The sequence below is a fragment of the Paenibacillus sp. N22P23 genome (genome assembly GCF_059383735.1).
On record NZ_JBXENT010000010.1, the window covers coordinates 21,267 to 41,069 of the forward strand.

Here is a 19,803-nt window from a genome sequence, read left to right on the forward strand (position 1 = left end):
TATTAATAGTGATTAAGCCCTCAGCTAATCAGACTTTATATGATCCATTAAATGTTCATTCACTGCTGCAGGTCTGCTGGCTAAGCGTTTGAGGCTAGCTACCTCTGCCCAGGCTACTATTTTGCTCCTGCTTTCGTTGTTCATTTCCCATTTTGGTTGAAATGTATCTATGTATGCTTCTAATTCATTTTCCGTTATGACTGGATAGAATGGGCTATTTACCATGAGCTCGACGTGCGGATTCTCAAACACAACAATTCCTTGCACCCACTCACGGATACCCATCGATCTCGTTATCCGGGATAACCCGTATACGTGTAATCGCGCTTCGCGGATTGGATTCTTTAACTCTTTATATTGATCCGACTTCATTTGACTCCAAAGCATATCTTCAAAATGTCCTGAAATGGTGCCAGATCGATTCTTTCGCAAAACAACGAATATACCATTTTTCCTAATTCGTATTTCATGAAGCAGTAGCGTTATGTCGCCGCATGGAACGGCAATATTATAGAAAACATGTTCATTCCGCGCAGCTGGCTTCATCTGATCCTCGTTATGACTGATAATCGGAACAACGGCTTTGATTGTTACCACAAGCGGACGTCGTTTCGTTGTTTTATAAATAATGCTGGATGCGATAATTACTATAGCCGCACAGACTAAAAGATATAGAAGCACTATAAAGACTTGTCCCATATAAATGTTCTACTCTACACCCTCTTCTGTATGAAACCTTCTCTTTGCTTCGGCAGACAAAGCGAGTATGTAAAGCAACGATAATAGTGCCGGCACTGCACATACGATGCTGAGAAGGATTACTGGCCATGCTGGGAAGTTGATGAACATAAACAAGAAAATGACTGCCAGTCCGCCGTAGAGGATAACGAGTAAGCGCCCTGTTTTTATGAGCGAATTAATCTTCTCTGTATCCAAAGCCCTTAGCTTGCTGCGTCTCTGATCATTTATTAATTTCATTGATGTTCTCCCCTCAATTAACTGCGACCGAGAAATAGCATGCAGCGCAAATGATGTTTACTAGAAAGAGCGCCGGTATCCCGATCGTAAATGATTTGTGTTTTGTTTTATGATGAAATACCCGCATGCCAGCCCAAGCTCCTGCTGCGCCTCCTAAAGCTGCGATTGTAAACAATCTCTTCTCAGGCACTCGTCTTTGGTTGGAGCGGGCTTGCGACTTATCATAGCCCATTATAAGAAAACCAATTGCATTTATAGCAATGAGGAATAATAGTTCAATTTTCATCCGTTGCTCTCCATTGATGTATTAAACTTGTGCCATTCATCCGGAGCCACATACTTGCCCTCGATCGTTCTAACAACTATTGCATCATCCACTGGTTCAACAATTCGAACTTCATAGTGTAGACATTTATTCAATTCACAGAAGGTGAAAATCTCTTCTAAAGTTGTCAATTCTATCGGATTTGCATATTGTCCTAATCGATTAATGAGATAACCTTCGTATCTAATTTGCACTCTCTTCACCTCTCAGTATTTTTCACAAGCCAGTTATAGACTTGCCTAGCTCGCTCAAGCGTGCATTCATGAACAAAAGCGTCTAAGCTATAGTCCTTATAATTCTGCATCAGATACTCCGCTAACTTGGAGCGGGATATATAATAGAAAAATGTTCCAACGTGATTTGCTGTTTCAAGTTGGATTTGGGGATCCTCACTACATATCGGGTTGTTCATCTCAATTGCCTTTCTTTGTAGAATAAGATCGCAGTTGAGCTCAATAGCGGCTACCTTCAAGTCGATCAAGTTTTCTTTTACCTCACTTTACAATTCTTTACCAAGGACATCCCTCCCCATATCCGCTAAATCAATTAATTAACCAATATATTAGTTAATTAATATACAAGTATTGTATCATAATATAGTAGTATATTAGTATATTAATATGTGAGTGTCGACGCGAAGAAGTATACCGTACCGGTTCCGTTTTTACCACGACCAAATAGGTACCTTTACATTTACAAAGGAGCTAAATACATGAGTCTATCTCTTCTTGTTGTTGCAGCGGTTATGATTGGATTTTGGCTAGGTGGGCGCATTAATCAATTCACTGTCCGTTATGAAGTTCCAAATCAAGGTCCTAGGTCGTCTGCTCTCATTCGTTGTGTTACTGCTGTTCTCCTATGCATTAGTGTGTTGTCCGTTGATTACTCGGCAGAATGGCTCATATCAATTCCATTCTCTGCAATTCTTGCTGCCGTTATATTCATTGATCTGCGGTATATGACCATTCCGGATATGATAACGATCCCTGGTATCGTTTTTGTAGCAGTTACGCGCTGTTGGATTCATCCCCTTCCGTTTTTGAACTATGCTGCAGCTGCTCTAGTCGGGGCTGGAATTTTCTATACCATCGCTCTCTTCTTACAGTTCACTGGTCGGGATGAATCAGTCGGCGGTGGAGACATCAAGCTTCTCGCTCTATCTGGCTTAGTGCTCGGAATTAAGCTGTCGATTCTATCATTCATGCTCTTTTGCATTGCCGGCATGATTACCGGCCTTATCATTCTAATCACTGGGCGTTATCGTAAGACTATGCTTGTCCCATTCGGCCCTTTCATAGCTTGCTCTTCGCTTATATGTTATCTATGGGGAAATGAGCTTGAAAGTTGGTTAACGGTAAAGTTATTACTGTAGTTGTCCAAAGAAAATAAAGTGTTGGATTGAGAAATAAAGTTGTCTGAGAAAATTAGGTATTAGACTATAACGACCCATTTAACTTACAGACATAATAATTCAAGTTACTGCAAGGGCATGATGGCGCTCTACGAGGCTTATGCAAGGACCCACTTCCAAGGCTTACACCTTCTACCGTATACGAGGAGCAATAGGAGATGCGATACGAAGACGATTCCCTTTTGTGTTTGATATGACCAGCGTCTTACGCTTGAAATTTGTAGAAAAAACCCGCTCCATAAAGAGCGGGTTTTTATTTAATGAATACGATGCGTTTTTGCTTCATCCCATATGCTATCTTTTATCTTTATAGCAACAACAGTCGTCTTAATGATGCCATTAGAGTATGTTGCCCTGAAGGTGAAGTAATACGTGCCGTCTACTAGATCATCGAAATTATCTCTCCACATCGCTCCAGTCCAATCGGTCTTTGCTGCATTTGGCGTCAAATTCTCAGTGATTCCGTTCATTGTCACTTGTACGCTGGATGCCTTAGTTGTTGTCGCCGTATCCGTCGTTTGAGCAGTTAGGATAAACTCTTCGCCTGCCCAGAAAACATCAGTTCCACGCGGGCTATTTGCCGTCCCTCCGTTATCAAGATTGTACTGCTTACGACGAGTATCCCAAACTGCGGTATGTTTAACCTGACCGGAGATACCTAGCGGTAATACGGGCATTATTTTGGTTATAATTACCGCTGGAGCCTTACCATCTGATACCGTCATTTCGATTGTATAGTTCCCTGGTGTCAATGCCTTGTAGGAAGGCCCGTTTGTGCCATACGTAGGACCGTTAACGGTTTGGTTGAAGGTTTGTGTTGTACCATCCGGTGCAGTTATGCGATACACAACGGATAACGTATCTCCGTCAGGATCACTCAGTGTTTGTGTGATAACCGCAGTATCCCCTTCATACATTGGCTTCGGCTGCCAATCAAAATCCCCTGTAGGCGGCTGATTGGTTTCAATGTAAAAGTATTTTGGAGAGCTGTAGTCGCACCATTCATACCCATCAAATACACGAACAACCACATACAGGTTTACTCTTTCCGGAAGATCCGAGCCAGGAATCCAATTTAAGATCGAACCGTTTTGAACACCGGAATCCAACTCTAAAATGCCGCCGTAGCGATATATTTTGAGCTGATACTTGGTTTGTGGATCGTCGTCGGGATCTCCATAGTTCCATTTGAAGGTAGGACGCACTAGCGTCATCTTCGTTGGATTGTTTTGATCCGTGCTGCTTGGAATATAAATATTTGCAACCGGCTTCCGATTGATAACCTGAACATCTTTACTTATTTGCGCTTCCTGTCCAAGAGAATCAGTCACGACCTGTCTGATGCTGAATGTACCCATGGTGTTGAATGATTTGGTCCATGTCGTCCTTACCGTGCTCTGGAAACTTTCAATTCCCGTGCTTTGACTCAAGATGAAATACTGATGCGGAAGATTTTCGCGTCCTCCATCCTCTTTATCACTTGCTGTTGAGTCAATTGTGATGGCAACCCCGCGATAGGTGGTTACTGGCGTAGTAGTAAAGCCAGGTATCGGCGGATCATTTGCCCCTGCGAGTTTAGTTATGGTGATTGTAACCACATAATAGGTACTCCACGCCTGATACTCATCCCTCACGCTCATACCCACTTCATATTTCCCTAGCTCCTGTGGTGCAACTAGTTTCTGATTGACCATCGTTCCACTTGGAGTTATGTAGTAAAAAGACTTTTCCATAACACCCTTGGTCGCTTTATAGTCAATGCCTGTAGCCTCTGTGGAGTAGTTAGTGGCACTTAAATATCGGTCTGGATCGTAGCTGGAGTCTGTCCACTTTATTGTTCCATCCGCATTTATGGATAGTGCAAAGTTCGATATAGGTCTGCGATGAACAATGACTTGAGTGCTGTACGTGTTTGATTCCTTTCGATAATCTTCAAATGTCAGATCCGGAAATAAATGAGCAGCATTTGGATCATCGGTCGTTGTATAGCTCACATCATAAAGACCAACTTTATCAAACGGAGATTGAGGCGTAGTAAACGTTTTTCCTGACAAGTTCGAAGGACCTGACTTACCGTCACCTGCATCTAAGAACTTCTCAGCTACTTTGTCATACGTCCACTTCGTTTTATCATCGATTAATGGGTCATTCTCCGTATCGAAATTGGTCAGGGAGTAGAATACGTTATCTCCAACCAAGGCCGTATTGAGCATCAATGACTTGTTAATGGTGATTTCCGTAAGCTCCATGTCCTTTAATTCTGTTAATTCAGTGTTACCATATGGACCATACATTCCATCCGTAAATGTACTATCTTCAATATCGATTAATGGCGTACCGTTCGCATAAACCTTAATGTTATCGGCTAGCGCTTTAATCGTAAATGAACTGTATGTACCTGATCGCATGATGAAGGCAGCTTGTGATAAAACGGTTCTTGTGCCATCTTCGATCTTCACCAATCGAACAGTATCATTAGATGCTTCAACCCGATACATATTATCTTTATCTACCATTCTGAATGACATACCAGATGATAGATCGGTGCCTTGAAATTTAAAATTGTATTTCATTTTAAACCCTAATGAGAAATCATCCTGTTTTGGCAGCGTATCACTATAGAACTGGCCGTATGAATCATAATATCTATCTAGTATTTTTGGGGATGAGAGTAGGTAATGACTCTTATATCCTGATTCAACGTCTAGTTGTCCATCCTTTAAAGTTGTTAAAGAATAGATATATGCTCCCATTGTGGCAAGTGTCGTTAACTGACCGGATTCCAGATCTAATTGAAGAACCTGTGTGTCATAGGTGCCATAAGCATATCCATTCGGTGTGAACCTTAAATCGTTTATCCTCCCTGTTGTTGTCCAGGCAAGCGACAGGTCGCTAAATTTATAGGCACGAATCTCATTAGCAGCTTGAACAATAATGTAGTCTTTGTATGAACCAATAATGAAGTCAGTTGCAGTTACAGCTTTAGTAAGAAGCAAGCTGCCATCGCTTGCCTTTCTAGTGATTAAATTATGCGTACCGCTATATCGCACGATATAACCAATCTTGCTGCCATCGGAACTATTGGCTAGTTCTCCTCCAAGACCATAACCACTGCTACGGCTATATCCGCCAAATTGAGAATCATACATTGTACCATCCTTGATGGTATAGATGGGCTTGCCTGTCTTGCCATCGAGTTTAGTCAATCCTAGCTCATAGAAAGTTACACTTGATGTAGATCCCGCGGATGGCACTTTGGACCACTTATCCATAGACTCGTAGTACACATTTCCGTTTGCGTCATATCCTAGTGGGGATATAGAGACACCCGCATGCGCTTTTCCCGTAGGAACATAAAACACACCTGCTGGTAAATCTTCCGTAAAGGTTGTTGTTGAATTTACTAAATGTGGTGATGAGAAGAGAGAATTATTAGATGCATCTTGACCACTATAGGACATTTCTGGGAAGTTTCTGGTCGTGTAAATTTTTTTTGAATCTAGGTTAAATTTAATGGGTTTATTATCCAGCAATGAGTGAGTTCCAACAAGAAAACTGTCACTTCCAGCAGAACCCCAAAAAGTACTAGGATTCGCAATCTTCGCTTCAGGAGCCTGTCCTAAGGCTAGCTGCGTAAATGTGTAAAGGTAATCGTAGTTTATATCTATAATATAGACCAGTTCTAAGCTTCGATCGATTTCATCTACACTTATTTCGGAGATGGTCCGTAATAGAGTCGATCCCTTATAAATCTGAACATCGTTAGCCCGTTTCCCGCTGTTTGGAACAACAACCATCTTGTAATCGTCAAATAAGACTGTGCTATCACTTTGATCCGACATTGGACTGACCGTTATTCCTGTTTTCGACGGCCCTCTCCAAAGGCTAAATCCATCTGAAACCACACTAGACAGGGAGTTTTCTTCATTATCCCAGATCCATCGCTTCACTGGATTTGTATTCTTCCACGTGGATGATACTAGATCGCTTGGCCTCATCTTGTATGTTAGCCCATACATAGGAGGGGAAGAGTTTTCGCCTTTCATCTCAAACGAAACAAATGGGGCATCATTAATGACATCAATGATGATTGATTCACATGCGCTTTTTCCCCAATCTTCTGTTCCACAAGCTTCAATTTGACGTTTCCCAACGGTCACATACTTAAGATCGATCTTCCCCGTTCCATAACTTATGGTCACAGGGGCTTCTTCAACAAAGTTACCATCATTGTCTTTATCGTAACGCTCTTTTATTTCTTTCTTCACGATCGTATCACCGTCGATGCTGAATATATCGATTGTATAATTGCCAGTGACGTTTCTAAGCAACTTCAAAGGGCCGGTGATCTTCACATCTGGAGGCAAGTCAGGTTTTACTGTCAACGTATGCTGAGCAGGAGCAAGGGATTTAAATCCGATTGCATCGTAGACGTTAAGGGTAATGACTTCAGTGCCGGGCGTCGTATACAGTGTTTTTTTGTTCGACCATTCATCTCTAGCATGGTCAATAGATCGGCCAGCAATGGGACTGTAACTATGAGAGGAACCAAAGGCAATCGGCAGTGGCCGTCCCTCTACAACCTCTAAAGGTCCGTCGATGATTGGAACTGGATTTGGCGGCACGACTTGTATTGTTGTACACGCTGTAGCCGTTGCGCCTTGTGCATCTCGCATTTGTGCGCATACTCGGTGGGAGCCACGCTTGTCCATCGTCAAACTGTGCTGACCGTCATTATACTCAATGCTCTTAGAAGGAATCGACTGAATAAATGCATTCCCAGCCGCATAATCAAATCCCAAGAACGTCATAAGGTCACCATCTGGATCAAATGGGGTAGGTATGGATGGATCATCAATATAAATGAGATCGAGCACCGTTCCCTCTAAGACTTGAGTCAGTGGTTTGGTTGGGGCATACGGATAAACAAATCCGATTTGAAAAGTTGGTGGATCATTAGGACCGTTATCCTTCGGTTTTTCGTAAAAGAATGTTACATATGCCTCTGGTAGAGCAGCCGTTAAATTTACACTGGCGCTTGAGCCAGCTGTAACAGTGCTTGAATAAGCAACATAGGAAAGATTCTTACCTTGAAGTATCCCGTATTGAGCAGAATTGGCTGAAACCACTTGAGAGTGCGGTAAAGTCGGAACTGGAATCACTTCGTCGCTCTGCTGCACATAAGGTTCAGACGAGCTGTTACGAACCATGTGCCGAACATGAATTTTACCAGCGCTGACTACATCGTAGACATAATAAAGATAGAGTGTTTTGAAAGATGAACTATTATAGGATGCGATGCTATATTCCCCTGATGTTGGGGTTTTAAAATTATTTGGATCATTTCCGGGATCAACACCGGTTGTCGTTTTAACATGGCCTTTATAGTTGTACCCAGCTGCTGAAGGATGAGTCTCCGTAAAAGAATCGCCATTCAATAAATCAATGGTACGATCATTAAACCCAGGCACAGAAGATAGGCTTTGCCCCGTAGTTGTAACATGTCGTATATGCGCTTTTCCATCAGACACAGAATTCTTATCATAGTAATAATTAACAATATATGTATCGAATCCCCCGTCATATTTAAACGATGGTGTTCCAGTTAAAAAGTTCTGATTCTGCGGATCGCTGCCATCTACAGTCTTTTTATACTTCCCTGAGTACGTATAATCTGAATGTGTAGCTGGCGCATATGGATAAGTCGAACCCGCAATCATTGTGCCGGTTCGAGTGGGTATTATGGGGTCCAATGGTTGCTCATCTGTTGTATAGTTTCGAATCTCATACTGGCCGTTAAGCGTGAATTCTATTAGTACTGGAAAGAAATAACGAATACCTACTACATTGGGTGAGCAGTTACTGCAGACTCCATCCTCATCGCGGATCTTGTACCTAGTTGCAGGATTTACAGTTGTTAATGTTCCTGTCAATGAGATATCAAATGAAACCGTGCTTGATCCATAGGTAGGCGTAGAGTTGGTTGGAGCTGATGCATTTTTTCCCACCCAACTAGCATAGGTGGACCAACCCAATCCAGTACGCGATCTCGAAAAGAAATCCTGATCTCTTGCCTCGCTCGGTTTGAAGGGGAGCACCTTGACGGATTTTACAGTTCTCCCTGGAAAAGTAAAAGTATATGGAGCAGTCACGGGAACATTACTTTCATCTGGATGATATGTGGTCCACTCACCACTAGAATCAGACCATATATCTACATAAACGAAGGACACTGCATATCGTTTAGTTGACGGAATCGGAATTTGTGTATCAAGGTCAATTTCCTTAACCGGCGTAATACTGGAATTGTCTGCTGCATTTACTTGGCTGATATAATTAAATTGAGAGAGAATTGAAATTAAAAATGATAACAGTAGCGTATATGAAACTCTCTTTAGAACCTTGCTGGTCTTTTGCATTGGATAACTTCTACCTCCAAGGATTCTTAATGAGTACTCCACACTGGGATTTATCTGCAGCTCGGAAACTATACTTAATTCCGAAATAGTCAATATCACTGATATTAAAGTTTTGATAGTTTTTAATATTAAGATCTTGGAGATCACCAATAGCCACTATTCCATGGTATTTCTTCCTAGTTCCGCTTTGTGTTTTTTCGCGAAGATATCTTAACTCTCCCCTGTATCTCGCCGAACTATTGCTCACTAAATAGAACATGTTATATCCAATATCTGAATTATCAAGTACAGACGATTGCAAATAGACTTTGTTGGCATTGTCGTATGCAACATCAATTCTATAAAAAGTGATATTTCCTAATTGAAACGGATAATCATCATTATCGAGTACAACAACACGCTTATATTTCTCATCCACAAAAGTAACTAAGTCTTCCATCCCTTTTAGATAGTGCATGTAAGGGGAAATATCTTCCTGCTTCCCAAACTCTTCGACTTTTGGAATAACTTTGCTTCCAATCCATACAAACTTTAAATCAGAATCCCATTCTACCGTCACGCCAAGACCCTCGCTAATCACACGAATTGGTACAAGGGTACGCCCTTGTTCAACAATAGCTGGCTGTGGCAGCGTGACACTTTTCCCATTTATTACAGCTACCTTCGATCCGATCGTTAGCTTGATAGTCTTACTACCTTTGGAAACAAGGATCGTATTGCCCTGTTGGGCTACGGTAGCTTGTAGCTTCTCCGATACATACCGAACTGGAATCAAAACGGTGCCATCTATCATTTTAGGCTTTACATCAAATACGATTTTTCTTGCGTTGTATAACACTTCTATTGGCATATCTGACTTCACAATTTTTGGCGTCTCAGCATTCGCTGCACCAAATGGTAATACCATAGATAAAGCTAGGGTAGCTGCAAGTACTTTTTTCTTCATAGTTAAGCATCTCCTTATATGTAAATGATGTTATTAAACGAACATATTTACAAAATAGATTAGAATTTTGGGATCGAATTGACTGCAGTCCCGTTTCATAATCTCAATTGCAATATCATGTTCCAAAGCTGCTGAATACGGTCGCTCAGATGTAAGTGCTGAGTAAGTATCCGTAATTGCCGAAATTCGACCAGGTAGCGGAATGGCGTCCCCTTCAAGACCCTCTAGATAACCATTTCCGTTATACCGCTCATGATGATATCGGACAATATCCAGCATTATTTGAGGCATTTCAAGCTCAGTTAAGATCCGCAACCCATCCGATACATGTACGCGCAGGTACTCTCTCTCTTCAGCCGTTAGTCTCTCATTGCCTTTCAACACCTTATCCGACATTCCCAATTTACCTATGTCGTGTGTAATAGCGCCTGCGTAATAAAGAGGAGCATTTTGTTTGTCAAAGCGTAACGCAAGTTTGTACGACAGTTCTGCCATATGAAGTGAGTGAGCCGCTGTAAGAGGATCTCTAACTTGTAAGCAATTAAAAAGCGCCTGGACCACTCTTACCGTCTCATACTTTTCCTTAGTGTTAATCCAATGTAGCCTAAGATCATTCTCCATCACCATTTGAAATTGTGAATATATAGTACTCACCTTCCCTTTAAGCTGTTGGCAGAGTGCTTATTAATACTTGTATATTACTATATTAGTTAATTAACTAATTATATTATATACGACAATCAATCATTCTCATAATTTTTCACGGGCATTATTGTGAAAAATAAACCTCTTGAACTGCCGGTATTAGTAGTGGTTCATTCATGAGCCCACCAATACCTTCATGTACCGTGTCTACAATTGCTACAAGCGAGGGACCGATGACCGTCTCATTAATTGTCCTATTGATTTGAGTTGGTGCCCCTGTATCTAATGTAATGGAACAGGTGACGGTTGAAGATGTAGTGTTATATGTGCAGCTCGAGGGTTTTGAGTTTAGATTCATTATTGTGCCTGATTCATAATCGATATAGAGAAGCTCGTCGACTGTCACAATTGTCCCCGATTTCAAAATACTGCCGGCAACGGCTCGATTGCTATTGTCCAACTTCATATTAAGCCGAAGATACTTAAAGAACATATCTTGAACCCGCGAGCCTGGCGATGATGTATCAAGTCTGAGATTGCCCTGTGACAGTTGTGTTTCGTCAATCGATAACGAACCGGCATGGACCGCAGTGTTCAGATCGTTTTTCAACTTGTTCTGTGAGTTATAAAATAGAATATAGTCAAGGCAAACAAGCATTACGAGGATAGAAAATAGCATAGCAATTATCGAAAATATCATTACCGATACCCCGCCCCGTTCGTTGCCTATTATTTTCAATTTCATCATTTCTCTTCACTTCTCCCGTAATCGTCAAGATAGAAGTAACCGGGTTCTTCTGTCGAATCTACGCCAAAGAGAATCATAATTCTGGCCAGATCCGTAGCGGGATATTGAATAACGAGTTTTACAGTTGGATCGGCGTCAAACTTACCGACTTTCGTCATCGAACTGCCCGTAAATATAGGATAGTTCTTTCCGTTCTTAGCCACTGCTGGATATCCGAGCGCAGCCATTTTTGTCGTTATATCATTTTGAATGACAGGCGTAAGATGCCCCGATTGTTCTACCATTTGAAGCGCGCGGTCCATAATATCGTCCAATTTGGCTTGACGCATCGTATAAAGGAAGATCGATGCTATTATGACGGTAAAACCAAAGAATATAGGCAAAACGATTAGTAGAACAATTAAGTCGGAGATTCCTTTTTCATTTTTCATTGGCTTCAATAAGCGTCTAAATAGCATTCTTACACACTTCTTTCCGGAATTTAATAAGAGGAAGGGCGAAACCCTCCCTCTCTTCAAGCTCACGGCCCTGGCTTGTACCCATACGAACGCACATCTTTTTTGAGATTGTCGTAGCCATTTGAAACAGCATCGTTTAAACCGTTAGGCCCTGTGAATATCCACACACACAGTCCGATGACGATAAGAGCCGCAATAATTTTAATGACGTTGTTTTCCATTTCTAAGGCAACGTGTGGCCGGCGCCTGGAGCGACGGAGCCGCTATAGTCAAAAGTAGATACCTTTGTGTTTACTTTTGTTGCTCCATCACTAGCTCCATCGCCGATACCACTTGGGTTATTAAACACCCAGAAGAGTAGTGCTGCACCAATAATAATTCCGATAATTGTACCGATTGCTTTGTCTGACATTTTGTTTTTCCTCCTTAGTTATCTAGTGATGCTTCGAATGAATTTAGGTTGATCCGTGTTCAATTTAATCACGATATTGCCATTTTTACGGCATTGTCTGACTAGAGCCCGGAGCGACCGACCCGCTATAGTCAAAAGTAGATACCTTCGTGTTTACTTTTGTTGCTCCATCACTAGCTCCATCGCCAATACCACTCGGGTTATTAAACACCCAGAAGAGTAGTGCTGCACCAATAATAATTCCGATAATTGTACCGATTGCTTTGTCTGACATGTATATTCACTCCTTAGTTGTCGTCAGTTGTAGCTTCAATGATTTTGGCCTTGACGTTAGCCCCGCCTTTGTTTAAGCCATCACCAATTCCATTTGGGTTATTGAATAACCAAAAGGTTAGTGCCACACCGATTATGATAACGATAATGGTTCCTATTGCTTTGTCGGACACGTGATCCCCCCTTCAAAATATCTGTCTTATAACTTCTTGAAAACTTATATACCACGGTAACATGGCCAAGATGCCTGCTACGCAAAAGGGTATCAATATGACGAATGTGACGCGCAGCGGCGACGCCTCAATCTTCTTCTTTATCTGGAAATCCCTCATGGTGTCGATGTTCCGCACTTGAGCATCGAACAAGTTTAGAATTTTTTCCTGAGGCGCGTTCCAACTCGCTAGAAGTGTATTAGTAAGTGGGAGGACCTCATTGATGCCAATCTGGTCTCCGAAGTTATTGATCGCTGCTCGAGGATTGTCCATCCAATCTATAAGTAGATCATCGACGTAAGGCTTTAATACCTTACATGTACGACCGGCTCTTCTAACGGCATAGTACAGAGGGATTTTATCGGTTATACACACAATCAAACGATGCGAAAACTTAACAATCTCCTCTGCCAATACCTCGCGCCGATGCCTTGCGATCATATTTAAAAGTAACGGTGGAGCGAAGTATGAGACGGTAATACAAACGATGACAGGTAGAATCGGGAATTCTGCCGAATATCCATTTAGGCTAGCTTTGAGATGATTGAAGAACAACAGCAACAGAGTTAGTCCGATTGGCAGTCCCAGACGAATCGTTTGATAATGGAATACTTGTAGCCCAAAAGGATGTCCCGCCGCTCTTAGTTTTCTAGTAATTACATAGTTTGATTTTCGGGTATTTTCCCGATCTACTGCTGCTTCGTAAAGATCCAATAGATATCGTTTCTGCTTTGCTCTAGTCGAAGGGACCCGGAGTCGTCGCTTGAACCTAACAGAGAAGGCGAGCGGTAATATGGTAAGTGCTGCTCCTATCGCAAAGGCGATAAGAATTATCCATCCTGTCAATGCTCTCCCTCCTTCTTCACAGTCTCTTTCTACCCATGTATGTTGCGCCAATGAATGAAATGAACAACACAACAACGGAAATCGTCACTATGTGTACCCCTGATGGAGTGAGAAAATAATACTGGTAATTCTTCGGGTCCATTTGGATGTTAAAGTACACAACATACACAGATAGAGCGATCATGATAAATGTTCCGTACTTGTAACTCGTAAGCAGAGTGATTCGCTTCTCTTCGTTATACTCCGAGTTTTGCATCTCGCTAACCAGCTTGAACAAGGAAGACGTAATATTTACACCGGTGTCAATATGAGTAATAAGAATGTCGGCGAAGTAATGCGCCCAGTCATTCCCTACTCGATTCGCAAACTGAATCAACGCCTTTTCTGGTTTTTCACCTGTTTGAAAATCCATAATTAAGCGATTCCACTCACTAGCGATCTCCGGCTCAACACCTCTCGCTGATTTGTATATGGCACTCTCAAGATTCTCGGCTTCAGTGAAAAATCCAATGAAATTCTGAACGGTTGGAATCATTACCTTCGCCATGGCTAATGTTTTTTTCTGGTGTTTTGACCAAATCCATAGGAGTGGAATGGTTGCGAAGATAGCCCCTATTATTAGGTTATAGAGCGGCGAAGGCATTAGCTTATTACTTGCGATGAACGCCACGAGCATTATGGCAACGCATATCAGAAGTATGTTTTGTGCCGAAATCTTAATTTCAGCAATGCTCATATATTCATCAAGCTTTTTCATTAATGGATGATCAAAAACTGATTTTTTAACCACCGTTTCTAGTCGGCCATTGCTTCGACGTTTATCATAGAATCGATTTCTCTTTATGATCGAGAAACTAACCAATAAACGGCCAACGATCGGTTCAATGATGAGCAGCATGCCTACTGCGAAGATTGCAAGGAACGCAATTTGAATGAGAAGCATCAATACACACCCAATTCTTTGAATTCCTCTGGAGCAGCCCCGTAGCCCATCATGTGCTCCATGAGTTCATCGCTAATCTTATGTTCAGTTCTCTCCCAATCTTTTTTTCTACCATTCCAGATAAAAATGGGTCGCATTTCGATTTCACCAGAATCATTAGGGATGATTTCGGTAATTTCCGTCATCACGCGTATGTTTTTATAGTCATGTACTTTCACGAAGCGTTGATATATTACGATGTTGAAGGCACGTCCGATCCGATTTTTCAACATATTGTCATCATGCGAGCGACCGTCCTGTTTAACCATATCCATAATGTCTGTAATGATCATGCTGCGGTACTTAGAATGGAGCGAGACCATTGTATCGTGCCCGCGGAGAGCTGCTTGTACTGCTTGCGATGCTTCTGAACCACGAATTTCACCAATAATGATGCGATCCGGACTCTCCCGCAAAAGAGGCTTAAATGCTTCTTCCATGGTAATACCAAGTTCAGGAACTGATTGAAAAGGAACGATGTTGCGTCCCTGTAGTCGTTCATCCAGTCGCATTTCCATCTCAGTTTCAAGTGATACAATGCGTTCCTGCCTAGGAATCTCCTTCACAAGGGCATAAAGTGTTGTTGTTTTACCTGTTTTCGTTCCACCAGCAACGACTAATGAAGCATGATACCTGACCAACAAACTAAGGAACAAAGCCATTTCTTTATTCAATGTCCCGCGGTCAACCAAAGTTGTGTGCAAATCCGGATCCTGAATAATGAAGTTACGAATTGCGATTGTAGGGAATGCAGAGTAAGGCGGCTGTGTCATTGTTAATCGCTCGTTGTTGTACATGTAGGTATGACAGATAGGGTGCTGCTCGTTTATCCGAGCTCGTCCATACAATGCAAGTCTTTCCTGCAATCGGATGACCTGCTCAGTGCTGCTGAATTTTCGCGGGAACTTTACTGATACGCCATCCTTCATAATGTAAATCTCAGTTCCATTGACCTGCACTTCTTCGATATCCTTACCCTTATATAAATCCTCAATGTAGCCTGCCCCAACTGTAAGAGCGAAAACAGCTTCGGCAAGATTCATGCGTTCTTGCAGTTCGCCAATTGATGCATACAGCATATGGTCATAAATGATCTGCTTGATGAGTGCCTTCACCTTATCTTGGGATACTGGGTCCCCTAGGCCGGCTTGATGGATAAGCTCTTTATGCTCGTCTTGTTCCTCTGCAGTGCCATCCGTTTTCTTCAGTATTTCTTGAACGATTTTGACAACTTCATCAAGGGTACGATGCTGGTATCCACGATTCACACTGGTATGCTTTTTTTCTTGCTTCTGTAACTGCTCCACGATACTAAATCGATTGCGCAGTTTCCGAGCCGGTAATGTGCCTTTCAATCCATTCCCCTCCTAACCGAGAAAACCAAGTAATTTCCGTTTCCCTTTAAGTACAGATTTTCGATCTGACTGAAGCGGAACCATCTCGATTTGAGCTTTCTCCGCTATCCAGCCTGTCAGCTGTAGAATATTTTCCCGAAACTCCAAAGATTCGTCTCCATTGTTCAGATAAAGCGGCTGGCCGTAATTGATAGCCTTAATTCCCGCTCCCTTATCGACATTCCGGATGCGAGATACAATTTTAGTTCCCATTGCCTTCTCAATTCCGAAGCCGTCCAAAGTTCCTTTATTATCTCGATTCAGAACCAAATGGAAGTCTTTTTCTTTCATGCCATAATGCTGCCATACGCTGTTGAACCAATCGTTCCATGAGGATTGATAGCTTGTGACTATCGGTTGAACAACCACCAGGCGATCGTCTGCCTCTTTCACACATTTAAGAGTTGCAGCTTGATCCGGGAACGTATGAACGTCAGCGAAGATTAAGTCAAACGATTTCTTTGCAACTGAGAGGAAATGTCCGATTTCATCAATGGTAATCTTCTCAGCCCACTCTCGCCGTTGAATGCCAGTCATAATGTAGAGATTCGGAATCTCTTTAATGCCTTCGCAGGCTTTCAACAGAGAGCTTGCTTCTAGCGTCCCAGAATCACAATCAGCCTGTATCAATTGATATCCCTTCTCCGATTGGATGTTTAGATGATCTCGAATTTCGGGGCTTTTCAGATTGAAGTCAACCAGAAGCACTTTCTTTTCAGGCATTCTCAAGGCTGCACAAGCAGCTGTTGAAATAGAAATCGTAGTGGCTCCGTCTTTCGGTGATGCGGACATGATTGTGATCAATCGTCCACCTTCGTTAACGTCAGTCTGCTTTGATTTATTCCTTATTCGATCCGAAATTTCTTCAGCAATTTCATCTACCGTTAATCCATTCGGAATGAGAGATATTCCCATGTCGATGCTAAGACGTGTAATAATTTCTCGGTACCACGAATCTGTCGTTTCTGAGAATAAAACAACTATCTTCGTCTTATTCCCAGCAGCTATCTTAATACTACTCAACCACTCCCATGGATACTTGGTGCTGAACATATCTTCATGCACAAAGAGGAAATCGATTGATTGACCTAATTTATTCAGAGCTTTATGAAGCTCCGTCTCATTAAAGGCGTATGTAACATCATCTTCGGGTGAGACAATTTTCCCGGCAGCCTCTGCTAGACTTGGTTTCGAAAATGCATATACAATCTTCTTCATTTTGAAGTTCCTCCATTGCTATCGACAGATCCCGATGTGTCAGTATTCGTACTTACATCTTGCTGACTTGATGAATCCGTATTTATGAGCTCCGACTTCTTGTCATCTGCAGCAGCCTGCTGGTTGCTTTCGATTGTTCCGATGAGTGCTTTCGAATTCGGAAGTCCCAGTCGAATAGTTCCGTCTTTCGCGCCGATTGCAAAAGCTTCATAATCTTCCTTCGACATAATGAAGGTAATGTATGCCGGTTGGTTAGTAGCGTTTTGCCGATATCGTTCGGCATTCTCTTCATCGCGCTGGCTTGCAGTTACTGCCATTGATAGTGGTCCGCTTGTTTGGACATCTACAATTTCTTTCCCTTCCGCATCCTTTACATAGGCAACCGTTAAATCAGGAATTAATTCTTTGAGGTACACCTTTTTAAACGACATTATCGGATTTGCGGAGAGTAAGGCAGCCTGCTGTGCATCGTCGATTTCTTCGCCGTTAGCGGCAAATACCTTAGGTTTGGTATATTCGACCCATGCTGCTACTTTGTCACCACGTCGGACCATATTATTTACTGCTCCGACAAAATCAATCTTGAAGCCGATGTATTGCTCCTCCCCCGTTGGAAAGAGATCGTCTTTCCCGAGTTTCCAAGAAAGAAACTCTTCTGTCTCCCCTATTGGAACCAAAGCCCGTTTGCCGACAATATCGGTTTTATCTAAATAAGCGTTGCCCATATGCTGGACGGTTGGAATTGACACCTCTTTGATCATGCTTGAAGTAATCAATTGCCCGTTTTCAATCATCTTTACTGGTTTATATGTCTGCATCATAGTAACGTCTGTTTGAACAGTCTTCATGTATTTATAAAAACCGACCACACTTGCAGCAGCGATTGCCAACCCGACAATCACAGATAGTAGCTTGCGATTCATTTCTTACTCCTCTCCAACAACTCAGTTGTTTTTGTTTTTGTCTCATCTTCGAGGGATTTTATCTGTTTGAATAACTTCTTCACTTTCGCACCGAACCCATAATCTTGCTTCAGAAGTGAATACATTTCTTTCGGGAGCACAGCTCTCGCCATTGGTTTGAAATGCCCTGACAGGACGTTTTTCATTTTATGATCATCCCAAGCAAGTCTCCCATCCCATGCATACTTGAGAACGACATTCCCCATATCCGGAATTTGGGCAAGCGTTGGAAGTAACAAAGCGTTTTTCCACTCATTCTGCTTAATGTGTGCCCCCCATTTATTCCCGATCACTTTCATTTGTTTGCCGGGATACTCGTTTTTAATTGCATCCACTTGATGAAGGTGATGATTTAATTGAATAGGGTCCCCGTCTGCAACGATCCAAATTTCATCAGACATACTAAGTATTTTTTTACATTGAGATTCTTTATAATTAGATGAAATATCACAAATCGCTATAGGATATTTCTTGGCTGCGATCAGTAGCTGCATAGTGTGACCTTCCGACCAATTGGGAGTAGGATCGACACTAGATGGAATCCATGTGACCCCGCCTTGAACCCACGATTTTTCATTGGTGATATAACCTGATTTCATAATCTGGTCTGCCCAGGAGATCCATTCCTTCGGCGCATTACTGTCACCATGCATAAGCTCAAAATAGGTGGATCCTACTTTTTGTAGTATAGGCTCTAGTACCGCTACTGGGATTTTATTCTCACCCAGGAGTCTAGCAAAATTGGATGCTACGAAGGTTGCACCTGCTCGAGGGTACAGACTTACAATCGAGATTAAAATTGAGTTAAGGTGCACCGGGACATGAACGGTGACGATTTTCTCTTCAATTATGATTCGCTCTTTTATCCGCTGAAGCTTGATTTTTTGCTCTTCCGCGGATCGCTTTTTTGGGGCTTGAGCGGTAGTTGCCGGCTGTGGTTCTTCTGAAGATATCTTGTCGATTTGGTTCTTGACCACTTCAGACTCTATGACTTGATCAGGGATGATTCCTGTCGTATCTTCATTAACATATTTTTGTTCTTCGTTACTTAACGTTTCCAACGTTTGTGCTGGTTGTTCCACTGCGGGCTCAGCTTGCTTTTCAATCGTTTCATTTGGTTGCATCTTCTTGTCGAACTCGGCCGTAGGTCCTCTGCCTTCGATTTTCGCGCTGTTCACAACCTTGTGAGCAGCAGCGCTATTTCTACCCCGAAGTCGTGCATCTAATAAGCCGGTGTCTAATTCGTCAAAACTTACACATACATTGCCATCTGACTCGACTTCTGTAACAAGCGCGTCTTTCGTTCGGAAGTAAATAAGTAGAATAACCGTTTCTGGCGAAGCAGATCGTACAAACTGATAGACACTTCTGAACGACTCATCTGATTTGACTACGGTTTCCGGAATGATAACGACATCAGTAGGCGTATCCAATGAGCTCCACTGTGGTCTGAAAAAATCAAGTGAATCGATGCTTTTGATGACGCTCCCGTATTCACTCAGTTCTTCACGAATCCATTCAGCAAAGTCATTGTCATCATAAACAAGGAATAATCGTCTCACTACTTCACCTTC

18 protein-coding genes are annotated in these 19,803 nt (G+C 42.2%); 1 reads left to right on the forward strand and 17 read right to left on the reverse strand.

Annotated features, from left to right (window positions below; genetic code table 11):
• Positions 1-24: 24 nt before the first annotated feature.
• From AC506A_RS26395 to AC506A_RS26405, 3 genes are read right to left on the reverse strand one after another with little or no spacing between them, the layout of a single operon-like run.
• Positions 25-699 (reverse strand): nuclease-related domain-containing protein, encoded by a 675-nt coding sequence (locus tag AC506A_RS26395; RefSeq protein ID WP_495463987.1) that lies wholly within the window; start codon positions 697-699, stop codon positions 25-27.
• Between the two features lie 9 nt (positions 700-708).
• Entirely contained in the window at positions 709-978 is a 270-nt protein-coding gene (locus AC506A_RS26400; RefSeq protein WP_495463988.1) for a hypothetical protein, read from the reverse strand.
• A gap of 13 nt (positions 979-991) precedes the next feature.
• On the reverse strand, positions 992-1,264 hold the full coding sequence (locus AC506A_RS26405; RefSeq protein ID WP_495463989.1) for a DUF1294 domain-containing protein: 273 nt from the start codon (positions 1,262-1,264) through the stop codon (positions 992-994).
• A gap of 751 nt (positions 1,265-2,015) precedes the next feature.
• Between AC506A_RS26405 and AC506A_RS26410 the strand changes: the two genes are divergently transcribed.
• Complete coding sequence (locus tag AC506A_RS26410) at positions 2,016-2,675, forward strand: prepilin peptidase (protein WP_495463990.1); 660 nt, start codon at positions 2,016-2,018, stop codon at positions 2,673-2,675.
• Positions 2,676-2,971: 296 nt separating this feature from the next.
• Here AC506A_RS26410 and AC506A_RS26415 read toward each other — a convergent pair whose 3' ends face one another.
• The 14 genes from AC506A_RS26415 to AC506A_RS26480 form a co-directional block, all read right to left on the reverse strand.
• The gene (locus AC506A_RS26415) at positions 2,972-9,133 is read right to left on the reverse strand and encodes a hypothetical protein (RefSeq protein ID WP_495463991.1); all 6,162 of its coding nucleotides are present in this window, start codon (positions 9,131-9,133) and stop codon (positions 2,972-2,974) included.
• Between the two features lie 10 nt (positions 9,134-9,143).
• Entirely contained in the window at positions 9,144-10,079 is a 936-nt protein-coding gene (locus AC506A_RS26420) for a copper amine oxidase N-terminal domain-containing protein (RefSeq protein WP_495463992.1), read from the reverse strand.
• Positions 10,080-10,112: 33 nt separating this feature from the next.
• Positions 10,113-10,706: an HD-GYP domain-containing protein gene (locus AC506A_RS26425; protein ID WP_495464133.1), complete on the reverse strand. Its 594-nt coding sequence runs from the start codon at positions 10,704-10,706 to the stop codon at positions 10,113-10,115.
• Positions 10,707-10,848: 142 nt separating this feature from the next.
• The gene (locus AC506A_RS26430) at positions 10,849-11,472 is read right to left on the reverse strand and encodes a hypothetical protein (protein WP_495463993.1); all 624 of its coding nucleotides are present in this window, start codon (positions 11,470-11,472) and stop codon (positions 10,849-10,851) included.
• Positions 11,469-11,930, reverse strand: a complete 462-nt coding sequence (locus tag AC506A_RS26435) for a TadE/TadG family type IV pilus assembly protein (RefSeq protein ID WP_495463994.1) — start codon at positions 11,928-11,930, stop codon at positions 11,469-11,471. The genes AC506A_RS26430 and AC506A_RS26435 overlap by 4 nt, the downstream gene beginning before the upstream one ends.
• A 223-nt stretch (positions 11,931-12,153) precedes the next feature.
• Positions 12,154-12,342, reverse strand: coding sequence for a hypothetical protein (locus AC506A_RS26440; protein WP_495463995.1), 189 nt, complete (start codon positions 12,340-12,342; stop codon positions 12,154-12,156).
• 85 nt (positions 12,343-12,427) lie between these two features.
• Positions 12,428-12,616, reverse strand: a complete 189-nt coding sequence (locus tag AC506A_RS26445) for a hypothetical protein (RefSeq protein WP_495463996.1) — start codon at positions 12,614-12,616, stop codon at positions 12,428-12,430.
• A 13-nt stretch (positions 12,617-12,629) separates the two neighbouring features.
• Entirely contained in the window at positions 12,630-12,788 is a 159-nt protein-coding gene (locus AC506A_RS26450; RefSeq protein WP_495463997.1) for a hypothetical protein, read from the reverse strand.
• A 12-nt stretch (positions 12,789-12,800) separates the two neighbouring features.
• A complete protein-coding gene (locus tag AC506A_RS26455; protein ID WP_495463998.1) occupies positions 12,801-13,673 on the reverse strand; it encodes a hypothetical protein in 873 nt (290 codons plus the stop codon).
• Between the two features lie 16 nt (positions 13,674-13,689).
• Positions 13,690-14,616: a type II secretion system F family protein gene (locus AC506A_RS26460; RefSeq protein WP_495463999.1), complete on the reverse strand. Its 927-nt coding sequence runs from the start codon at positions 14,614-14,616 to the stop codon at positions 13,690-13,692.
• Positions 14,616-16,010 (reverse strand): ATPase, T2SS/T4P/T4SS family, encoded by a 1,395-nt coding sequence (locus AC506A_RS26465; RefSeq protein ID WP_495464000.1) that lies wholly within the window; start codon positions 16,008-16,010, stop codon positions 14,616-14,618. Before AC506A_RS26465 ends, AC506A_RS26460 begins: the two co-directional genes overlap by 1 nt.
• A 12-nt stretch (positions 16,011-16,022) precedes the next feature.
• Positions 16,023-17,267: a CpaE/TadZ family protein gene (locus tag AC506A_RS26470; protein ID WP_495464001.1), complete on the reverse strand. Its 1,245-nt coding sequence runs from the start codon at positions 17,265-17,267 to the stop codon at positions 16,023-16,025.
• The gene (locus AC506A_RS26475) at positions 17,264-18,190 is read right to left on the reverse strand and encodes a CpaB family protein (RefSeq protein WP_495464002.1); all 927 of its coding nucleotides are present in this window, start codon (positions 18,188-18,190) and stop codon (positions 17,264-17,266) included. The genes AC506A_RS26470 and AC506A_RS26475 overlap by 4 nt, the downstream gene beginning before the upstream one ends.
• Positions 18,187-19,791 (reverse strand): hypothetical protein, encoded by a 1,605-nt coding sequence (locus AC506A_RS26480; RefSeq protein WP_495464003.1) that lies wholly within the window; start codon positions 19,789-19,791, stop codon positions 18,187-18,189. The genes AC506A_RS26475 and AC506A_RS26480 overlap by 4 nt, the downstream gene beginning before the upstream one ends.
• Positions 19,792-19,803 lie beyond the last annotated feature (12 nt).